Source organism: Enterobacter cloacae complex sp. 2022EL-00981 (assembly GCF_028737495.1).
GTDB lineage: Bacteria > Pseudomonadota > Gammaproteobacteria > Enterobacterales > Enterobacteriaceae > Enterobacter > Enterobacter cloacae.
The window spans coordinates 235,404-254,936 of sequence record NZ_JAQZRK010000003.1; the positions used below are offsets into that span (position 1 = coordinate 235,404).

Sequence of the window (19,533 nt, forward strand, 5' to 3'; positions counted from 1 at the left end):
TATGCATTGCCCAGGTTAATCAATAGCGTTATAGTTATCTCGCTTATTCTCAGGGCGGGGCGAAATTCCCCACCGGCGGTAAATCAGCGTCATGCTGAAAGCCCGCGAGCGCTTTGGGTGAACTCTCAAAGGTCAGCAGATCCGGTGTAATTCCGGGGCCGACGGTTAAAGTCCGGATGGGAGAGAGTAACGATCCAGTCGGGCATGGGCCCGCTCACGTTATCTTTTTGCCGCTTATACGGCGCTCCTAAGACTGCCCTGATTCTGGTAACCATAATGTTAATGAGGTTTTTTTACCATGAATCAGACGCTACTTTCCTCTTTTGGCACTTCAACTCAACGTGTTGAACATGCACTGGATGCCCTGCGCGAAGGCCGCGGCGTGATGGTGCTTGACGATGAAAACCGTGAAAACGAAGGCGACATGATTTTCGCCGCCGAAAACATGACCGTTGAGCAGATGGCGCTGACCATCCGTCACGGCAGCGGCATCGTATGCCTGTGTATTACCGAAGACCGCCGTAAGCAGCTCGAGCTGCCGATGATGGTCGAAAACAACACCAGCGCCTTTGGTACCGGCTTTACCGTGACCATCGAAGCCGCGCATGGCGTGACTACCGGTGTCTCCGCGGCTGACCGTCTGACTACTGTCCGTGCAGCAATTGCCGATGACGCAAAGCCATCCGACCTGCACCGTCCTGGCCACGTCTTCCCGCTGCGTGCGCAGGCGGGTGGTGTGCTGACCCGTGGTGGCCACACTGAAGCGACCATCGATCTGGTGACGCTGGCAGGCTTCAAACCTGCAGGCGTACTGTGTGAACTGACCAACGATGACGGCACCATGGCGCGTGCACCAGAGTGCATCACCTTTGCACGCCTGCACAACATGCCGGTCGTGACGATTGAAGATCTGATCGAGTACCGTCAGGCGCACGAGCGTAAAGCCAGCTGAACGGTGCATGAATGAAAAAGCCGGGGAAACCCGGCTTTTTTGTCTCTAGTGGTAGTTAATTTTAAACAGCACGACCGTTTCAAAAGGACCAGAATCGATACCCTTTCTCTCTGCACGTGAAAGCTCAGCGGTGTACGTGGTCTCGAAATGCAGCACCGAACCGGTAAAATCAGCGTACTCATCATACTGATTGAAGGTGTAGGGCTGTGTGCCGTTAAGAATGCGCAGCTTCAGGCCATTACCAATCAGCAACGCCGTATCACTGGCCGTCAGCTCGCTATCGGTATAGAACGACGAGTCGATCTTAAATCCGTCTGAACACTGCGCATCCTGTACTTTACTGGTTTTAACCGAGAACGTTCGCGTACGCGTGCCCTGATTGACGATGTCACGTGCGCTGAAGGTGCCAAAGTCGATCTCTTGATTCTCAGGGTAAATACTGAACGTCGCTCCGCAGTCCAGTACCCTGATGTTTTCCAGCCCGTTAATGTGGTATTTGAGGTTTTTGGCATCAGGAAGCGCATTTACGCCGCCTTTGCCGTCAAACTGCACGACGATGTAATCACCAAGCGTGCTGACGTAGCCCTGAGGCGGTATCGCTTTGAGCTTAACGTACAGCCTGAAGCGTGCCGCAAAGGTTCGTGAGGTATGTACATCCCACGCATTCCCCGAACAGATGTATTTCTCCCAGCCCATCGCTTTTAGCTGTTCGGCCGTGTATTTGCTCAGGCTGTTGTTGTCCAGACACTGACGGGTATCCACGCCGTAGGTTTGCCCGATGGCATCGTAATCTGCACCCTCGTAGGTCACACCGAGCTCGTAGTAAGGATCCGACATTGACGGATAAGGGTTCACCCAGGCGAAGACGTCTTCGTTCTCATGATTTGACGCGGTATTTCTGTCGCAATACACGGGGATTTTGATATCGCTGGATTCCCAAATCTTTTGCCCAACTTTTGCTGTGCTGGGGATTGAGAATTCTGACACCGTTTTGGTTTGCTCCACCGGACCATTTTGTGTGCCAAGGTAGCAGTTCAGCGCCAGCGCCTGCTTAAGGGGGCACATCACCAGCATAAAAAGGAAAAGCTTAGCGAGATGTCGCATTTTGCCCTGCCTTGCGCGGCGTTAGCGTGCATGGTGTTGACCCGGTACAGGTTAAATTGACCTTGCGTAGCGCACCATAATCATCAATATAACCTATGCTGTAGCCCGTTCCTTCTGTTTCACTCAGCGTCAGCGTACTGGTCGCAAACGGGCTAATCATCAGACTGTCGAAGCCTGGCATCATGGTTTTTCCGTTATTGCTCAGCCACGCCAGCGTAATGAAATAGGGCGTTGGGTTTTTCAGGTGCATGGTTTTGCCCGACAGCGTCACCGACAGCTGCATCTCCGTCTCTTCACCTGCTTTTTTACGAATGCTTTCCGGCCGCCAGAACAACTTTATGCGGCTCTGCATTGCCACCTGCATGACGCTGCGCTCCTCTTTCAGGCTCCCGCTTTTGGGCGGCACTTCACGCAGATTGAAATAAAACAGCGTTTCCCGATCCTCAGGCAGCTGTTGCGTCGCGGCCTGTTTCACGATCCGCACCTGTGACGAGGCGCCGGGTTCAATGCGCTGAATAGGCGGCAGGACCATAAAATGGGTGTCCTCTTTGCGCCCGTCCCGATCCTCCACCCAGGCGAGGGCAAGATAGGGAAGCGATTTGCTCTGGTTTTCAATGGTCAGGCTGCTGGCTTTATCGCTTTCGGCAAAGACGATGCGCGTCCTGTCCAGGTTAATTGCCGCCTGCGAGACGCTGGAGCCACAAAACAGGAATGCTGCTAAATAAACGTATGATTTCATAGTGATAAGTTACTGGCAGGGCAGCATCAGCTGCGTGGTGTTGTCAAGAGAGGCTGGCAGGGAGAAATGACACTGCTGATCGTCTCCCCAGGTGACGATAAAGTGCTGTTCAGCTTTTACCGCCCCCAGCCAGATATGTCCGTCCTGGGCGATAATGCCCACCTCTTTGCCTGAATCCTGCTCACGCACCTGGGCGCCGAGAGGCGGCGTGCCGCTGGCGGTACGCACGATCCCGGCAACATCCTGACCCTGACGGGAGGCAATCAGCCGATAACCGATTGCACCCTCGGTCCAGGTGGAGCGAATGACGTGGTTATCGACATCGACACCCTCTGGCAGGTTATTCAGATTGACCTGTACGCTGGCGGGCATATAGCTCGAAAAGGCGGGCAGGACGCCAATACCAAACATGTTGGTGGCATCGCGGGACATATTCAGCGGTATATTGCCGATCCCTTCCGTGCTGACCATCACGCGCGGTTCGTTGCCGTAGCTCCGGCGATGAAGCGACGCCCCGTGGGCGGTTGCGGTAAACGAGCCGTTCCAGCTCGCGCTGACGGAACGGTAGTCATGGGCCTTGTAACTTCCGGACAGGTGCAGATCTCCCATCCCGGCATAGTGCTGATAATTGGCGCTGACTTGCGCCCCGGCGTCAGTTTTTTCGCTCTCGGTACCAGCGGATATCCCCCAGGTATTGTTACTGTCTGAAGAGTCATACCAGGAGAGCGTTTGACGCGTCGTGTCGCTGTTTCTCAGATCGTAATTGAGGCGATGAACCGGATCGAGGGGGATGCTTAAAGAGAAGTAAACCTGCGTGTCATCGCCTTGATCCTGATAATGTGTTTTGCTCCATGAGGCCGTCACGCCAAGATTTTTCCAGCGGCCAAGGTCGAAGTTGTATCCTGCCGTGAGCGTGCCGGTGGTGGAGGGGGCTCTGTCCCACCAGGTCTGGCGCAGCAGACCAAGGTAAAGGTTTAGCGACAGGGCGGGGATGTACTGGCTGGCAGTGATGCTTAGCGTCTGTTTTTCCGTTTCCGCGTGCTCCTGGTCTTTTTCAAGAAAGCGGGCATAGCTGAGAAAGCGGCTGTCGGAGTAGCGGTAGCTGGCAAGCGTGAGCTGACTCCCGGTGGTATCGAAACGCTTGCTGTAGTTGATGCGGTAACTGTATCCCGTCTGCTTTGCTTCCCCCTCGTGCTGGCTGCTGGCCTGGGTGACATCAAATGACAACGCGCCCAGCATATCCATGTTCTGCCCGATACCTGCCGCCAGCGCGCGGTAATCATTACCGCTGTTCAGGATCCCACCGTACAGGGAGGTCCGGGACAGTACGCCCCAGGAGAATTCGCTGCTTAAAAAGGCCTCGCTTTCGACCTGATGCGAGCTGTCCTGACGGGGTTTACCGCCCGCCAGCTTATAGCGAACCTGGCCTTTTCGCGTCAGGAAAGGCACAGAGGCAGCAGAAACCTGAAAGGTGCTGGTGTGACCGTCTTCTTCGGCGACGGTGACGTCCAACGTTCCCTGTACGGACTGGTTGATATCCTGGATAACGAAAGGGCCCGGTGGGACTTTGGTTTGATAGATAATTCTGTCTGCCTGGCTGACGGTCACGGTGGCATTCGTCTGAGCAATACCAGAAATTTGTGGCGCGTAGCCGCGCAGAGACCAGGGAAGCATACGCTCGTCGCTGATAAGTGAGGCTCCGGTGTAGGAAAATCCGTCGAAAATATCCGACTGAAAATCTGACTCACCCAGCGTGAACTTTGAGCCAAGTGCAGGCAGAGGGCGAAAAAGGTAGGCGCGAGAAAGGCGCCCGTCGCTCTGCGACCTCCCATCCGTACGGTTAAGGGCGTACTGATAATCTCCCCGCAGTCGCCAGGCGCCCAGGTTGGCGCCAGCGGTCCCGTAGGTATTGACGTTATCGCTGCTTGCCCCCTCATCTGGCTGATAGCGGCTGGCAAACAGATTGTAATCCAGCAGCACGCCTGAGACACCGTTGTCCCAGGTCGCGGGCGGCATCCAGTTGGTGGAACGGTACTGTAGCCAGGCCTGAGGTAGGGTGACTTCCAGCGTTTGCGTCGCCTGAATAAACTCGAAACGAACCTGCGGAAGCGGGGAAAAGTCGACACAGCCCGCGTTAACCGTCAGCATGCTGCGGTATTTATCGTCCAGACCAAAAGTGTCCGCCAGATCGGACGGAATGCAGACTTCCGTTGTATCGCCTTTTTTATACTAGGCTAACTGCCAGCCGTTAGCGAGTGGCGTATTATTAATTGCAACGTTAACGAAATAATGACCCGGCGCAACGTGGTTCTTATCTTTGAACTGGGATAAATCAACATTGCCGCGCTGATCTTTATCGATAGCGTTAATATTAAATTCAACGGCGGCCAGTGGAAGAGGCGTAAGAAAGCCAGCAATGATGATCGAGAATGCACTGTATTTCATCATTCAGCTCTCAAATAAAATTACGGCAATGGCTGGCAAATATATTGCCAGCCGAAATATAATTAACGGTATGGGCTTATTTATACAACAGGACGTAATTCGCGGTAGATTCGACCTGGCCTGCCGTTGCTGTTTTACCATCAACCACTTCCATCTGCGCTTTGAAGTGCAGCGTCTGGGTCGTTGAACCCGCAGAAAGATCGACAGTTTGTGCCGTACCAAGCGTGATAGGGGACTCCGCATTATCCAGCAGACGAACGCCCACGTTTTGCGCGCCGCCCGCATAGGTGTTGCTCATCAGGCTGGTATCGGTTGCGTCGGTAGCGGTACTGCTGAAGGTTACGTCCACTTTGGTGACGGGCGTTGCGGTTTCATCCGTTGCGTCAAGCTGGCAGTTTTCCAGGTTGATATCAACCGGTACCGCCGTGGACTTTTTATTCACATTCATCACCGCCGTGGTGAACTGGCCAAGTTCAATCTCTTTATCAATACTGTCTGGTGCAATATTGCATGGTGCGTCAATAATAACGCCCTTAAAGGTGATTTTACCGGAGCCCTGATCGCTTGCCAGTGCATTGCCAGAGATAAAAGAGCCTAAAGCAACCGCCAAAAGTGTTTTTGAAATATTTCGCATGAAATATCCTTGTTATGAATAATATTTAAGAGATATTGATGTTTGAGGCGGTTGTATTCTAAAGCTAATTGTAACAATGAGTGATTAAAAAATAATTAAAGACTCTTTAAGTATGCGTTTATTAATTATTGAAGTGAATGGCTTACATAGAAAAAAGAGGGCGAGGGGCTAAATAAGCAGACCAAAAGAAGATGCTGGTCTGCTTTTTGATCAATTATTGATAATTGATTTTGACAATAATGTCTTTACTGAATGGTCCAGGAATAACGGCTTCACCAGGTTTACGGGTTAGCTCCGCCGTATAGTCGTGCGTCAGCGTCGTCTCCGTATCATCAGGATGATAGGTTGCAAAAGGAAGATACTGGTTGTACGTCACGTCACCGTTGGTTTTATCAATGAGACGCATGAGTAAACCATTTCCCATGTCCAGATGCGTATCATCGTAGAGCGTATCGGTGGTGTAAAAGCTGGTCGTTACGTCAAATTGTTCTGAACAGCCAGCAGTGGCATCCCGGATTGTCGAAATGCTAAACGGTGAGGTGACGGCGTTGGCGTTGACTGCGCTCTCCGTAAACTGGCCAAAATTCACAATCTGATTTTCAGGGTAGATCCGGATATCCACACCGCAGTCCAGGAAGTGAATATTTGACAGCCCGGTAATGTCGTAATGCAGGTTTTTTGCATTCGAAAGCGTGTTGATTCCGCCTGAACCGTCAAACGTCAGCACGGTGACGGAGGGAAAGGTATAGTCAAACTGCTCTTTTGGTATCGCTTTTAGCTTTACGTAGAGACGAAAGCGCACGCTAAACGTGACGTTTTTCTGAATTGTGACGCCATTGCAGGCTGCTTCCTTGTAGTCACCCCACTTATCATCCTGCTTATCAAGGCAGGCTCCCGTATCAATTTTGATATCGGGGATATCATAGTCAATACCGTTATAGGTTACGCCAAACGCCAGATAGGGATTGTTGGTTATCAGGCTATCGGTGTTATGAAAACTGTCCAGGATATAGGCATAAACGTGTTCACTCCAGGGATCCTGCGAGACAGGTTTTGTACTGTCGCGGGTGGCGTGATCGCAATATACCGTCACCAGCAAATCGCCGCTTTCCCAAATTTTTTGTCCGGCTGGGGCGTTGGCTGGGACCGTGAACGTCGGGAGCGTTGTTGTGACCAGACTTTGGCCGCCCATTGAATCTTTGTAACAGTCCATCGCCCATGCGGAGGATGAGAACAAACATAAAAGGGCAATCACCGCGAGATATATTTTTTTCATCATTATCCCTTATTCACCGGTTTGCTCTGGCAGGCAGGCTGCACCGCGTTACAACTCACCTTAAACATTTCCAGACCGCCATAATCGCTGATATAGCCGACCTGAAATTCAGCGGGCAGCTTAGCCAGTGACTGGCTGGCCTGACCAAACGGCTCAATCATTACGCTCTCTGCGCCCGGCAATAAGGTTTTACCGTTCAGGCCGATATAGCCCACGGTGATGTAATAGGGGCTGCTGTTTTTAAACTGCAGCGTACCCGAGGCGCGGGATATAACCACCTTATCCAGCGGGACAAACTGGCCCTCCTTCAGCTCAATGGCTTTTGGCCGCCAGAACAGTTTAAGCCAGCTTTGCATGGCAATTTGCATCACGTTCTTCTGCTCGGCTTTGGGGGGGATTTCCCGCATGTTGTAATAAAACAGCGACTCTCGATCGGCTGGAAGTCGGCTGAGGTTTTGCTGCGCCATCAGGCGAACCTGCGCCTGTTCCTCCGGCTCGATACGCAACAGTGGCGGAACAGGAGAGATAAACTCGCGCGTTTTTTTACCCTCTTTATCCTCAATCCACGACTGAGCCAGATAAGGATCGGTTTTACTCTGGTTTATCAGTCTGATCGACACGCTTTTTGCGGAGGCGTTGAAAATGATGCGTGTTCTGTCGGGCGATACGGTGGCCCAGGCAAAGCTGCACGTGCCAAGGAAACAGATAAGTCCTTTTGAAATCATCGTGATGTTCATTTTATTCATCCTGAATTAATGCACTGTTTTACAAGGTAAAAATATAGCGTCACCGTTAAGGTTACTTTGGTTCGGCGGCGTGATTTCACACGCTTTGTCAGACCAGGTGAGACGTAACGTACTGTTTTCCTGAATCCCGCTGAGATAAACGAACCCTTCTTCGGCAACCAGACCGACCTCTTTACCCGTAGCGCTGTCGACGATACTGACGCCCAAAGGAGGGAACTGACCGTTTTCCTGTCGAATAATGCCGACAATCTGGTAACCCGTGGTGGCGTTCAGCTTGCTGTAACCAATGGCACCTTCCGTCAGCGTGGTGCGAATAACGGAGGTTGCTATATCCACGCCATCAGGCAGCGTGTTGCTGTTAACGCGCACCGTGGAGGTGGTGTAGTTGCTGAGTGAGGGGACGACAGCAATACCGAATGCGTTAGTACGCGTGCGCGAACTGTTGACCTCAATTCTGTCAACACCATCGGCATCGATCATCATGCGGGCGTTATTGGCCGGGCTGTAATCATGCAGGGCTACGCCATGCCGCGTGGCGGTGATTGAGCCGTTCCAGCCCGCGCTGATTGAACGGTATTGATTGGGCTGAACGCTTCCTGAAAGATTGAGGCGTCCGTAAGGAGAATAGTGCTGGTATCCGCCGCGCAATGACGGTTCGCCTTCGTGCAAATCGTCTTCCGTCGTAGAGGCCGAGAGATTCCACGTATTGTTGCGATCGGAGGCGTCATAGTAAGAAGCCATATGAGACGCGCTGTCGCCGCCCGATCGCTGGTAGCTGTACATAATGCTACGACTTTGCTCCAGCGGGAGGGTGAAGGCGAAATAGACCTGGTTTTCGTCGCTGTCATCCCAGCGCACGCGGCTTAGCGCCAGCGATGCGGATAAACCTCTTAAATTGCCGATATCAAAATTGCGGCTCAGCGAAAAGGAGTAGTTTGTGTTGCTGCTGTTGTCCCAGTAGGTGTTACGGGTGACGTTGAGATAGGTATTTAATGCCAGCGAATCAAGGTACTGGTTGAAGGAGATAACGTAACTCTCTTTTTCGTTTGTCGTTGAGGTATCTCCGTCCCGGGAGGCGAGATATTCACTCATTGAGACATATTCTTTATCCGAGAATCGATAACCTGCGAAGGTGATCTGGCTGCCGGTCGCCTCAAAACGTTTTGCGTAGTTGGCGCGATAGCTGTACCCACGCTGTGTCTCATTTTTTCCCTGATGGAGCGTGGCCTCGGCGCCCGTCACATCAAAAGAGATCGAGCCGAACGAATCCAGGTTGAAGCCGATACCGGTGGTCATGGCCTGATAATCATCCGCCGTCAGCAGGGTGCCGCCATACAGTGACACATTACTCAGCCAGCCCCACGAGAGTTCACCTGTCCAGAAAAGCGGGTTATTGATGTCGTTATGGCCCGTAGCGGTGGGCTTACCGATGGATGTTTTATAGCGCACCTGGCCTTTTCGGGTCAGGAAGGGGATTGAGGATGAACCCACCTGGAAGGTGGTTTTGCGCCCATCTTCCTCTTCGACTACAACATCCAGCTGTCCCTGGTAGGTTTCACCCAGGTCTGAAATGGTGAACGGGCCCGGCGCGACGGTTGTTTGATAAAGAACGCGGCCAGACTGGGAGACGGTCACTTTGGCATTGGTCTGCGCGATGCCGTTAATTTGTGGTGCATAACCTTGTAAATCAGGCGGCAGCATACTTTCATCACTTTCCAGTGATGCACCGGTAAAGTGGAAGGTATCAAAAATATCTGAGCTTAAATCATATTGCCCCAGCGTCATTTTTGATGACAGCGAAGGGATAGGGCGGTAGAGATAGGTCCGTGCCAGACTGCTGTCGCTGCCTGTAGACTCACCGTGACGAAAGTTTTGGTTATACTGATAATCTGAACGCAGACGCCACGCGCCGAGGTTAAACCCGAGCGTGCCGTAGGCGCTGATATTCTGGCTGTCGTCGCCCCCGTGGGGATCGTACTGGCTGGCATAGAGATTATAATCAAGTAAAGCACCCGCAATGCCTTCATCCCAATATTCCGGCGGCGTCCAGTTCTTCGCCTGATATTTCATCCATGCCTGGGGAACGGTGACGGAAAGCACCATCGTCCCTTTATTAAGGGAAAAGCCCAGTTCCGGGACAGCCGAAAGATCAAGGCAACGTCCGCCCTGAGAATAATGGAGCCGCGAAATAAAATCGGTGCTCAGCCCGAAAGCGGATAACTGCCCGGCATTCACGCAAATTTGCGAACCGCTTTCGTTTTCCGTTGCGATCCACTCCATTGTTGCGGATTGAGGCAACGTGTTTTTATTGACCTGAATGCGGACGAGATAGCTACCCGGCGCGATGTGGCCTTTTTTCTCAAACTGGGAAATATCAATATTACTTCGGTCTTCAACGTCAATCATATCTGTGTTGAATTCAACCGCGGAGACAGGCAACACGAATAAAGCTGAGTAAAGTGTGGCACTCAGCGAATACTTTATAAAAGCAGAGAGGCGGGAGAGTTGATGCGCTGAGTGTTTTAGCATAAATCCGTTTCGCTTTTAAAAAGAAGGCATAAAAGCCGATGAGTCCTTCATCGGCTACGTTTTCAGACGGCAATTAAATTACTTATATTCAAGGATATAGTTCGCCTGGGCCTGAACGTTACCCGGGGTAGCCTGGCTGCCAGCTACCGGTTCCATGCGGGCTTTGAAGTTCAGTTCCTGATAGGCATTTGTGGTAGGGAATGACACTTCAATCGGCGTACCCAGCGTGACTTTATTGCTGCCGCTATCCAGCAAGCGAACGCCCACACCTGTTGCACCGCCGATGTTGCCGTCAAGCGTGTTTTTCATCAGGCTGGTGTCGGTCGAATCGGTACTTGCGGAGGCAAAGGTGACCTTCACTTTGTCGATCGTGGTGGTGGTTTGTCCGGTGGTAGAAGAGAGAATGCAATCCTGCAGGTGGATATTCACGTCAACCGGCAGCGAGTTTTTACCGCTGTTCAGCACGCTATCCGCGACTTCTCCTAATTCAATAGTCTGATTTTCATCTCCCGGGGTGATAGAGCAAGGCGCACTGATAACTTCACCGGTGAACGTGATCTTCCCCGAGCCCTGGTTATCTGCTGCCATAGCAGTAAATGACAGACCAGAAAGCAATGCAGTTGTCGCAACTGCCAGAATAGTCTTGTTAAACATGAAGATATAATCCTTTATCTAAGAGTGGATGGCGCAATAATTTTAATGAATTAATATTGCAACACTTTTATTTCATTAAAGCGGTCGAAATATACCAGTCGCAATATGATTCATCTCGTGAGTATTTCTAAATAGGGAATTTAGAGGCTATTAATAAATCATTTGAAGTTATAAATGGGAAAAATGCTGTTGCTCTACAGCCAGAATGCTCGGTTTAAATAGTGATTAACATCAATCTTTTGAGTTTTTTTAAATACACGAAGCGGTAATTATTTTACGGGGAATAGTTATAAATAATATTTCTTAAGTGAATTCTATGGCGATTAGAAAGTATGGTGCCGGACTTTATATCATTAATACTGATAGTTGGTATTCACTGACATGAAAAGAAATTGCGCTCCCTCAAATAAGGAAGCGCAACCGTTCAGCCAATACCCGCCGTTTGTAACAACACCAGGCTTAATCCCATTACAGACATTCCGCACAACACCCCATAACTCGGATTGTTGTTAGGATCGATCTCTTTCGCCAGCGGCATCAGTTCATCAACCGACAGCGCCACCATAATCCCCGCAACCGCGGCCATAATGGCGGCCATCACCACCGGTGAAACCAGGCTTCCCAGTATCAGCCACGCCAGTACGCCCCCGAGAATTTCTGCCATTCCCGATATCCCGGCCCAGAACACGGCGGTGCGTTTTGATCCCGTGGCGGCATAAACCGGCCCGGCAACGGCCAGCCCTTCAGGAATATTGTGTAAGGCCACCGCCAGGGCGATACCCAGACCCATCTCCAGATTGCTGCTGGCGGTGACATAGGTCGCGACACCCTCCGGGAAGTTGTGCAGGCTGATGCCGAGCGTCAGGAGGATGGCAGTACGTTTAATCTTTTGCGGCACCGGCGCGACGCTTTTTTGCATCAAATCCTGCGGATGTGCATGGGGCAGCATGCGATCGAGGGCAAAATAGCCCAGCAAACCAAAAACAAACATGCCATAACCCAGTACCGGAGACATGCCTTCTGTGCCCAGTGCGGCAGGCAGCATCTCCATCAGAGAGATGAGCAGCATAATGCCGGCAGCAAATCCCAGTGAAAAGGCCAGCACGCGGTTAGACGGCTTTTGACCAAGCACACCGAGGATCGCACCGATAAAGGTGGCGGCACCCGCCAGGATGGTCAGGATCAAGGGGACGGACATGCAATGCTCCTTGTGATAATGATTCTCATTAATACTAATAATTCACGTTGGCCAAAGCGAGAGGGGAACCTCTGTTTTACATATTCCTTACATTCAAATTTCCTGATGATGATCTTCACGCTTATCTGCGTTCATCTTTGTCGTGTTAAGCGTAATGTAGCACCATCAAATTGACACCTTCTGTAAGGATATCACCATGACTTCTTCACGTATGCCAGCACTGTTTTTAGGCCACGGTAGCCCAATGAACGTTCTGGAAGACAACGTCTACACCCGCACATGGCGTCACCTGGGCGAGACGTTGCCGCGTCCGAAGGCGATTGTGGTGGTGTCTGCACACTGGTTCACTCGTGGCACTGGCGTAACTGCCATGGAGGCGCCAAAAACAATCCATGATTTTGGCGGTTTCCCGCAGGCGTTGTACGACACGCACTATCCGGCCCCCGGCTCGCCCGAGCTGGCACAGAAGCTGGTGGATTTGCTGGCACCTGTCCCGGTCGCGCTGGATAAAGAGGCCTGGGGCTTTGACCACGGCTCATGGGGCGTGCTGATAAAAATGTACCCGGACGCCGACATCCCGATGGTGCAGTTGAGTATCGACAGTACTAAACCGGCAGCCTGGCACATGGAGATGGGCCGCAAGCTGGCTACGCTTCGTGATGAAGGCATTATGCTGGTGGCAAGCGGTAACGTGGTACACAACCTGCGTACGGCGCGCTGGCACGGTGAAAATACACCTTACCCATGGGCAACGTCCTTTAACGATTACGTCAAAGACAATTTGACCTGGCAAGGCCCGGTTGAGCAGCATCCGCTGGTGAACTATCTGGATCACGAAGGCGGTTCGCTCTCTAACCCAACGCCGGAACACTTCCTGCCGCTGCTGTACGTTCTGGGCGCGTGGGATGGTCAGGAACCGTTGACAATCCCGGTCGACGGTATTGAGATGGGAAGTTTGAGTATGCTGTCGGTGCAGGTGGGGTAAAAAACATGCCGGGTGGCGACTTCGCCTTACCCGGCCTACATCTCGCGTGTAGGCCCGGTAAGCGTAGCGCCACCGGGCAAGCCTTATTCGACGAAGATGTGCGGATAGAACCGTGACAGATCCTGCGTGATCAGCGCGCGATCTTCGCGGATGCCAATCCCGGCAGGCTGATCGTTGATGAGCCAGCTGCCAATCAGCGTATAGCTGTCGCCAAATTTCGGCAGCTGATAAAACGCCTGGACGATCATCCCTTCTTCGCCGTAAGGCCCTTCAACCGCTTCCAGCGTTTTACCGTTTTCGATAATGGAGACGTTTGCCCCCTCGCGGGAGAAGATTGGCTTCACGACATATTTTTCCATTTGCGGGTAATCATCTTCCGCAAAGTATGCCGGCAGCAGGTTCGGGTGGTTCGGGAACATTTCCCACAGCATCGGCAGCAGGGCTTTGTTGGAGATGATGCTCTTCCACGCCGGTTCCAGCCAGCGCACGCCAGCGTCTTCCAGCTTGGTGGAGAACATCTCACGCAGCATATATTCCCAAGGGTAGAGCTTGAACAGGTTGCTGATCACCTGATCCTGCAGGTCAGTAAACTGACCTTTCTCACCCAGACCGATATCCTCTATATAGAGAAACTCGGTGGCGACTTCCGCTTCGGCAGCACAATCCTGCAGATACTGAACCGTTCCACGATCTTCTTCCGTGTCACGGCAGCAGGCGAGATGCAGCAGGTTGAAACCGTGCTGTTCACGCAGCTCGGCGAAACGCTCAATCAACTTTTCCTGCAGGCTGTTGAACTGGTCGCTCTCTTCCGGCAAGTTTCCGGCGTTCATCTGGTCTTCCAGCCAGATCCACTGGAAGAAGGCCGCTTCATACAGAGAGGTTGGCGTATCGGCGTTATTTTCCAGAAGCTTAGGTTCACCCACGCCGTCCCACGCCAGATCAAGGCGAGAATAGAGCGAGGGCTGGCTGGTTTTCCACGACTGGCGCACAAAGCTCCAGGTGTGCTTCGGAATGCGGAATTTTGCCATCAGCTCGTCGCTGTCGATGACTTTCTCGACGACCTTCAGGCACATCTGATGGAGCTCTGCCGTCACCGCCTCCAGTTTTTCCACCTGGGCGAGCGTCAGTTTGTAATAAGCGTCTTCACACCAGTACGGCTCGCCATACATGGTGTGGAAGTTAAAACCGTATTCGGTCGCTTTTTCGCGCCAGTCCGGGCGCTCGGTGATACTGACTCGTTCCATGATCAGCCGCCCATTGAGCGAGTTGACGTGCCCGTCGCGCTGCGCTGCATGCTGGTCTGTTTCGCCACAGATTCACCGAACCCGCCGCGGGTGATGGTGCTGGTGGTAGCCGGTTTCGGAGCCATCGCCGTTTTCGGTACGGTCACGGTGCGGCCAGGCGTTGCTGCGCCATAGCCTTTGCCGCTGGCATCGGTGTATTGGCCGTAGGCCGGGCTGGCCGGGTTTTTCGAGCTAAACAGCGGCTGCTGCTGGTAACCCGCACCGCCGCCCATCAGGCGGCCCATCATATAGCCGGCCATCAGTGGCATCCAGAAGCTACCGCTGGACTGAGCCTGCGCCTGATTTTCTGGCGCCGTTCCCGCCTGAGCCGGTGTCTGTTGACACTGGCCTTCACCGAACTCTGCCACGCAGTCTTCGCGTGTGGCATATTTCGGTGCGGTACGTTCCGCTTCTTTCAGGGCGTTGTTATAGGCGGTCTTACATTCTGCCGCGTTACCGGTTGCGGCTGAGCAGTCCTCTGCGTTTTGATACAGAGAAACCGTTTCATCGCTTTTCTCACAGCCTGCCAGCATAAAGACAGCGGTAACCGCCAGCGCAACAGGAGTGAGGTGACGCGCGTTCCAGCTTTTGCGGAACGAAGCGTGATTTATGGATTTTGTCCGTTTCATATTTGTCTTCCAGGACCCAGTGGTTATAACGCTCAGGATAGAGGATGAGTGGTTGAAAATGAAGCGAAGAGGGTCGGAATCAGGGGGATCTTTACGTTGGCTTACGTTCGGATGTGATTCAGATGCTCCCTCTCCCTGTGGGAGAGGGCTGGGGTGAAGGCATCAGGCCGCAGTGGGCCTGATGACACTCTTAGTGACGGAACGGATTGCTGCCGGTGTTGGTACGCGCAGCGGCTGGCTGTGCAGCAGGCGCGCTGCTGTTAGCGTTGAAGTTATCAACCGCAGCAACCTGCTCCGGGTTCTCCGGTGCCACGCTGTCCGGCGAGGTTGAGACCGGTTTACCCAGCGCATTGTTCAGCGCCAGCAGATCCTGCTCGTTCAGCGTACCCAGCGCCTGCTTGATGTTCAGCTGGTTAATCAGGTACTGGTAACGTGCGCTGGAGAGCTGCTGTTTCGCGTTATACAGCGTGGTGGTCGCGTCCAGCACGTCAACAATGGTACGGGTACCGACGGAGTAACCAGCTTCCATTGCATCCAGGGAGCTTTGGGCAGACACAACGGCTTGTTTATACGCGTTGATGCTGCTGATAGAAGCGTTCACGTTGTTGAACGACGAACGCACGGTCTGCACCACGTTGCGGTGGGCGCTTTCCAGCTGCTCGCTTGCGCCAACAAAGTTGTACTGTGCCTGTTTCACCTGAGAATTCACCATCCCGCCCTGATACAGCGGCAGTGAGAAGCTCAGGCCGACTTTGTTCTGGCCCTGGTTGCTGTCGTCATACTGGGCGGTGTTGGTTTTAGAACCGCTGTAGCTGGTATCTGACACGCCGGTGGAGGCGCTCAGGCTCAGGGTTGGCAGGTGGCCATCCTGCGCCTGACGAATCTGCTCGCGGGCCAGGTCCTGGCTCAAACGCGCCTGCAGTAAGGTCAGGTTGCGGTTTTCCGCTTCTTTCAGCAGGGCATTCACCGCCTGCGGCTTATCGGTCTTGAAGTTATCTACGTTCAGGGAAGCCAGTTCTGGATAGTAATTACCGGTGACCTGACGCAGAGATTCCAGCGCGTTGTCGAGGTTGTTACGCGCGGTCACTTCGTTGGCCAGTACGCTGTCGTACTGTGAACGGGCGTTCTGCACGTCAGTGATGGCGACCAGGCCCACGTTGAAACGCTGGGTGGTTTGATCTAACTGACGGTAAATTGCCTGTTTCTGCGCTTCAGTGTAGGAGAGCGAGTCAATCGCGCTCAGCACGTTGAAGTACGCAGTCGCCGTGTTCAGGATCAGCGTTTGCTGGTCAGTCTGATAGGTCACATCCTGGATACCCGCGCTCTTTTCCTGCAGGGTCAGGGCGCGCCATTTGGACATATCAAACAGCGTCTGTGTTAATTGCAGTGAGGCGCTGGTAGCATTGGAGTTAACGCCGTTAGCGTCGCGGAAACCGTTGCTGTAGGTATAATCTGCACCTAAACCTAACTGCGGCAGCAGTGGACTACGCGCTTCGTTAATCTTTTCAAACGCAGCATCACGATCGGCCGCTGATTTACGTAAATCAGGGTTGCCCAGACGTGCCTGCTGGTAGACCTGTAACAGGTTTTCCGCCTGGCTCATTGCACTGAAGCCCGTCAGGCTCAGGCCGATAAGGATGGGGAGCAATTTCTTCATTTGCATTCCTTGTTGTGAAGCAGTATTAGCGCTGATCTAATTAAAAATAATTGCCGATTCTAACAGAATCATCCACACCAAAAGGTTGGCGTAATGTGCCATGTGGCGTTAATTTGCACCAATCTACCATATAGCCTTACAAACGGCAGCCAAACAGCCTTGAAATTCATAATTTCATCACCATTGCTACCAGGACTCGACTCATGCAAAAACCAGATAAGTTGCCCGTGACATTCGCCAAAAACGATGTAGAAATTATTGCACGAGAAACGCTTTATAGCGGTTTTTTTTCAATGGAACTTTACCGTTTCAGGCATCGCCTGTTTCACGGTGAGATGAGCGGCGAAATCAGGCGCGAAATTTTTGAGCGCGGGCATGCAGCAGTCTTGCTACCCTTTGACCCAGTGCGTGATGAAGTCGTACTGGTTGAGCAGATTCGCATTGCGGCGTATGACGTCAGTGAAAGCCCGTGGTTGCTGGAGATGGTCGCCGGCATGATCGAAGAGGGCGAGTCGGTTGAAGACGTTGCCCGCCGCGAGGCGCTGGAAGAGGCGGGGCTGATCGTTGGCCGCACAAAACCGGTGCTCAGCTATCTGGCCAGTCCGGGAGGCACCAGCGAGCGCTTGTCCATCATGGTGGGCGAAGTGGACGCCACGACCGCGGATGGGATCCACGGTCTGGCAGATGAAAACGAAGATATTCGGGTTCATGTGGTGAGTCGGGAGCAGGCTTACCAGTGGGTAGAAGAGGGGAAAATCGACAACGCAGCGTCTGTCATCGCCCTGCAATGGCTGCAACTGCATTATCAGACATTACGAAACGAGTGGAAAAAATGAAGCGTTATACACCTGACTTCCCAGAAATGATGCGCCTGTGCGAAACCAATTTCGCACAATTGCGCCGCCTGCTGCCGAGAAACGACGTACCCGGCGAAACGGTAAGCTATCAGGTGAGCAACGCGCAGTATCGATTAACGATAACAGAATCAACGCGCTACACTACGCTGGTGGAAATCGAACAAACGGCACCCAGCATTAGCTACTGGAGCCTGCCGTCAATGACGGTGCGGCTCTACCACGACGCGATGGTCGCTGAAGTGTGTTCAAGTCAGCAGATCTTTCGTTTTAAAGCGCGGTATGATTACCCGAATAAAAAGTTGCATCAACGCGACGAAAAGCATCAAATTAACCAGTTTTTAGCCGACTGGCTAAGATATTGTTTAGCACATGGAGCAATGGCGATTCCGGTTTGTTAGCGTCATAAACCTACCTAAGGACACCATTTGGAAAGCCTGTTGAACCTGACTGTTGCTGGTGGGGCACCAGTCAGGATATTACAAATCACCGATACTCACCTTTTTGCCGAAAAGCATGAAACGCTGCTGGGGGTGAACACCTGGGAGAGTTATCAGGCTGTACTTAGCGCTATTCACGCTGAAAATCGTGCCTGCGATCTGATCGTTGCAACGGGCGATCTGGCGCAGGATCAATCCTCCGCGGCCTACCAGCATTTTGCTGAAGGCATCGCGAGCTTTAGCGTGCCGTGCGTCTGGCTTCCGGGCAACCACGACTTTCAGCCTGCGATGTACAGCTCTCTTCAGGAGGCGGGGATCTCTTCGGCGAAGTGTGTGTTTGCCGGTGAGCAGTGGCAGATCCTGCTGCTCGACAGCCAGGTGTTTGGCGTCCCGCACGGTGAGTTAAGCGAGTTTCAGCTCGACTGGCTGGAGACCAAACTGGCCGCCGAACCGGCGCGACATACGCTGCTTTTGCTTCATCATCATCCGCTTCCGGCGGGCTGTAGCTGGCTCGATCAACACAGCCTGCGCAATTCTGCCGCCCTGGATAGCGTGCTGGTGAAATTCCCGCGCGTGAAGAATCTGCTGTGCGGACACATTCATCAGGAACAGGATCTCGACTGGAATGGCCGCCGTCTGCTGGCGACGCCGTCGACCTGCGTTCAGTTTAAGCCGCACTGCGCGAACTTTACCCTGGATACCATCGCGCCGGGCTGGCGCTGGCTGGAACTGCATGCGGATGGTTCACTGACCACGGAAGTCTGCCGTCTGGCAGGCGCGCAATTCCGCCCCGATACCGCTTCAGAAGGCTATTGATGTCTACGCTCCTCTACCTGCATGGGTTCAACAGCTCGCCGCGATCTGCCAAAGCGACACAGTTACGCCAGTGGCTGAGCGAGCATCATCCGCACGTTGAGATGATTATCCCGCAGCTGCCGCCTTATCCGGCAGAGGCGGCGGAGATGCTGGAATCCATTGTTCTGGAACACGGCGGCGAATCTTTCGGCGTGGTGGGTTCCTCGCTGGGAGGGTATTACGCCACATGGCTCTCGCAATGCTTTATGCTGCCCGCCGTTGTGGTTAACCCGGCGATTCGACCGTTTGAGCTGCTGCGGGACTTTCTTGGCGAAAACGAGAACCCCTACACCGGCCAACAATATGTGCTAGAGTCACGCCATATTTACGATCTCAAAGTTATGCAGGTCGACCCGCTTGAAGCACCGGACCTGATCTGGCTGCTGCAACAAACGGGTGATGAAGTGCTGGATTACCGCCAGGCAGTGGCGTATTACGCCTCCTGCCGCCAGACTATAGAAGAGGGCGGAAACCATGCTTTCACGGGCTTTGAAGATCATTTCACCCAGATTGTCGATTTTCTTGGACTGCACAGCCTCTGACAATCAATGCG

17 protein-coding genes, 1 pseudogene and 1 riboswitch are annotated in these 19,533 nt (G+C 52.9%); of the genes and pseudogenes, 6 read left to right on the top strand and 12 right to left on the bottom strand.

Annotation, left to right across the window (positions count from 1 at the left end):
* The first annotated feature begins 41 nt into the window (after positions 1-41).
* Positions 42-192: riboswitch (FMN riboswitch) on the top strand.
* Between the two features lie 106 nt (positions 193-298).
* Positions 299-952, top strand: coding sequence for a 3,4-dihydroxy-2-butanone-4-phosphate synthase (ribB, locus tag PUZ33_RS04740; RefSeq protein WP_008502964.1), 654 nt, complete (start codon positions 299-301; stop codon positions 950-952).
* A 45-nt stretch (positions 953-997) separates the two neighbouring features.
* Here the strand turns inward: ribB and PUZ33_RS04745 are convergent, their stop codons facing one another.
* The 9 genes and pseudogenes from PUZ33_RS04745 to zupT all read right to left on the bottom strand — a co-directional run bounded on the left by PUZ33_RS04745 (position 998) and on the right by zupT (position 12,277).
* A complete protein-coding gene (locus PUZ33_RS04745; protein ID WP_058680855.1) occupies positions 998-2,056 on the bottom strand; it encodes a type 1 fimbrial protein in 1,059 nt (352 codons plus the stop codon).
* On the bottom strand, positions 2,040-2,795 hold the full coding sequence (locus tag PUZ33_RS04750; protein WP_058680856.1) for a fimbrial biogenesis chaperone: 756 nt from the start codon (positions 2,793-2,795) through the stop codon (positions 2,040-2,042). Before PUZ33_RS04750 ends, PUZ33_RS04745 begins: the two co-directional genes overlap by 17 nt.
* A 9-nt stretch (positions 2,796-2,804) precedes the next feature.
* A pseudogene (locus PUZ33_RS04755) lies at positions 2,805-5,243 on the bottom strand (fimbria/pilus outer membrane usher protein).
* Positions 5,244-5,316: 73 nt separating this feature from the next.
* Positions 5,317-5,874 (bottom strand): fimbrial protein, encoded by a 558-nt coding sequence (locus PUZ33_RS04760; RefSeq protein WP_058680857.1) that lies wholly within the window; start codon positions 5,872-5,874, stop codon positions 5,317-5,319.
* Positions 5,875-6,088: 214 nt separating this feature from the next.
* Positions 6,089-7,150 carry a pilus assembly protein gene (locus PUZ33_RS04765; protein WP_058680858.1) on the bottom strand — a complete coding sequence of 354 codons (1,062 nt, stop codon included), beginning with the start codon at positions 7,148-7,150 and terminating at the stop codon, positions 6,089-6,091.
* Between the two features lie 2 nt (positions 7,151-7,152).
* Positions 7,153-7,887, bottom strand: coding sequence for a fimbrial biogenesis chaperone (locus tag PUZ33_RS04770; RefSeq protein WP_252107677.1), 735 nt, complete (start codon positions 7,885-7,887; stop codon positions 7,153-7,155).
* 15 nt (positions 7,888-7,902) lie between these two features.
* Positions 7,903-10,425 carry a fimbria/pilus outer membrane usher protein gene (locus tag PUZ33_RS04775; RefSeq protein ID WP_058680859.1) on the bottom strand — a complete coding sequence of 841 codons (2,523 nt, stop codon included), beginning with the start codon at positions 10,423-10,425 and terminating at the stop codon, positions 7,903-7,905.
* Between the two features lie 78 nt (positions 10,426-10,503).
* The gene (locus PUZ33_RS04780; RefSeq protein WP_013098749.1) at positions 10,504-11,079 is read right to left on the bottom strand and encodes a fimbrial-like protein; all 576 of its coding nucleotides are present in this window, start codon (positions 11,077-11,079) and stop codon (positions 10,504-10,506) included.
* Between the two features lie 424 nt (positions 11,080-11,503).
* A complete protein-coding gene (gene zupT, locus PUZ33_RS04785) occupies positions 11,504-12,277 on the bottom strand; it encodes a zinc transporter ZupT (protein WP_013098748.1) in 774 nt (257 codons plus the stop codon).
* 196 nt (positions 12,278-12,473) lie between these two features.
* On the opposite strand from zupT, the gene ygiD reads away from it, so the two are divergent.
* Positions 12,474-13,262: a 4,5-DOPA dioxygenase extradiol gene (gene ygiD, locus PUZ33_RS04790; protein ID WP_252107678.1), complete on the top strand. Its 789-nt coding sequence runs from the start codon at positions 12,474-12,476 to the stop codon at positions 13,260-13,262.
* Positions 13,263-13,345: 83 nt separating this feature from the next.
* On the opposite strand, the gene PUZ33_RS04795 is transcribed toward ygiD, so the two are convergent.
* The 3 genes from PUZ33_RS04795 to tolC all read right to left on the bottom strand — a co-directional run bounded on the left by PUZ33_RS04795 (position 13,346) and on the right by tolC (position 16,831).
* Complete coding sequence (locus tag PUZ33_RS04795) at positions 13,346-14,506, bottom strand: glutathionylspermidine synthase family protein (RefSeq protein WP_058680860.1); 1,161 nt, start codon at positions 14,504-14,506, stop codon at positions 13,346-13,348.
* Positions 14,507-14,508: 2 nt separating this feature from the next.
* Complete coding sequence (locus tag PUZ33_RS04800; protein WP_013098745.1) at positions 14,509-15,174, bottom strand: DUF1190 family protein; 666 nt, start codon at positions 15,172-15,174, stop codon at positions 14,509-14,511.
* Positions 15,175-15,364: 190 nt separating this feature from the next.
* Positions 15,365-16,831, bottom strand: a complete 1,467-nt coding sequence (gene tolC / locus PUZ33_RS04805) for an outer membrane channel protein TolC (protein ID WP_045902679.1) — start codon at positions 16,829-16,831, stop codon at positions 15,365-15,367.
* A gap of 203 nt (positions 16,832-17,034) precedes the next feature.
* Here tolC and nudF point away from each other — a divergent pair, with 203 nt between their 5' ends.
* From nudF to yqiA, 4 genes are read left to right on the top strand one after another with little or no spacing between them, the layout of a single operon-like run.
* On the top strand, positions 17,035-17,667 hold the full coding sequence (gene nudF, locus PUZ33_RS04810) for an ADP-ribose diphosphatase (RefSeq protein WP_058680861.1): 633 nt from the start codon (positions 17,035-17,037) through the stop codon (positions 17,665-17,667).
* Positions 17,664-18,086, top strand: coding sequence for a DUF1249 family protein (locus PUZ33_RS04815; RefSeq protein ID WP_058680862.1), 423 nt, complete (start codon positions 17,664-17,666; stop codon positions 18,084-18,086). The genes nudF and PUZ33_RS04815 overlap by 4 nt, the downstream gene beginning before the upstream one ends.
* A gap of 27 nt (positions 18,087-18,113) precedes the next feature.
* Entirely contained in the window at positions 18,114-18,941 is an 828-nt protein-coding gene (cpdA, locus tag PUZ33_RS04820) for a 3',5'-cyclic-AMP phosphodiesterase (protein WP_058680863.1), read from the top strand.
* Complete coding sequence (gene yqiA, locus PUZ33_RS04825) at positions 18,941-19,522, top strand: esterase YqiA (RefSeq protein ID WP_058680864.1); 582 nt, start codon at positions 18,941-18,943, stop codon at positions 19,520-19,522. Before cpdA ends, yqiA begins: the two co-directional genes overlap by 1 nt.
* Positions 19,523-19,533 lie beyond the last annotated feature (11 nt).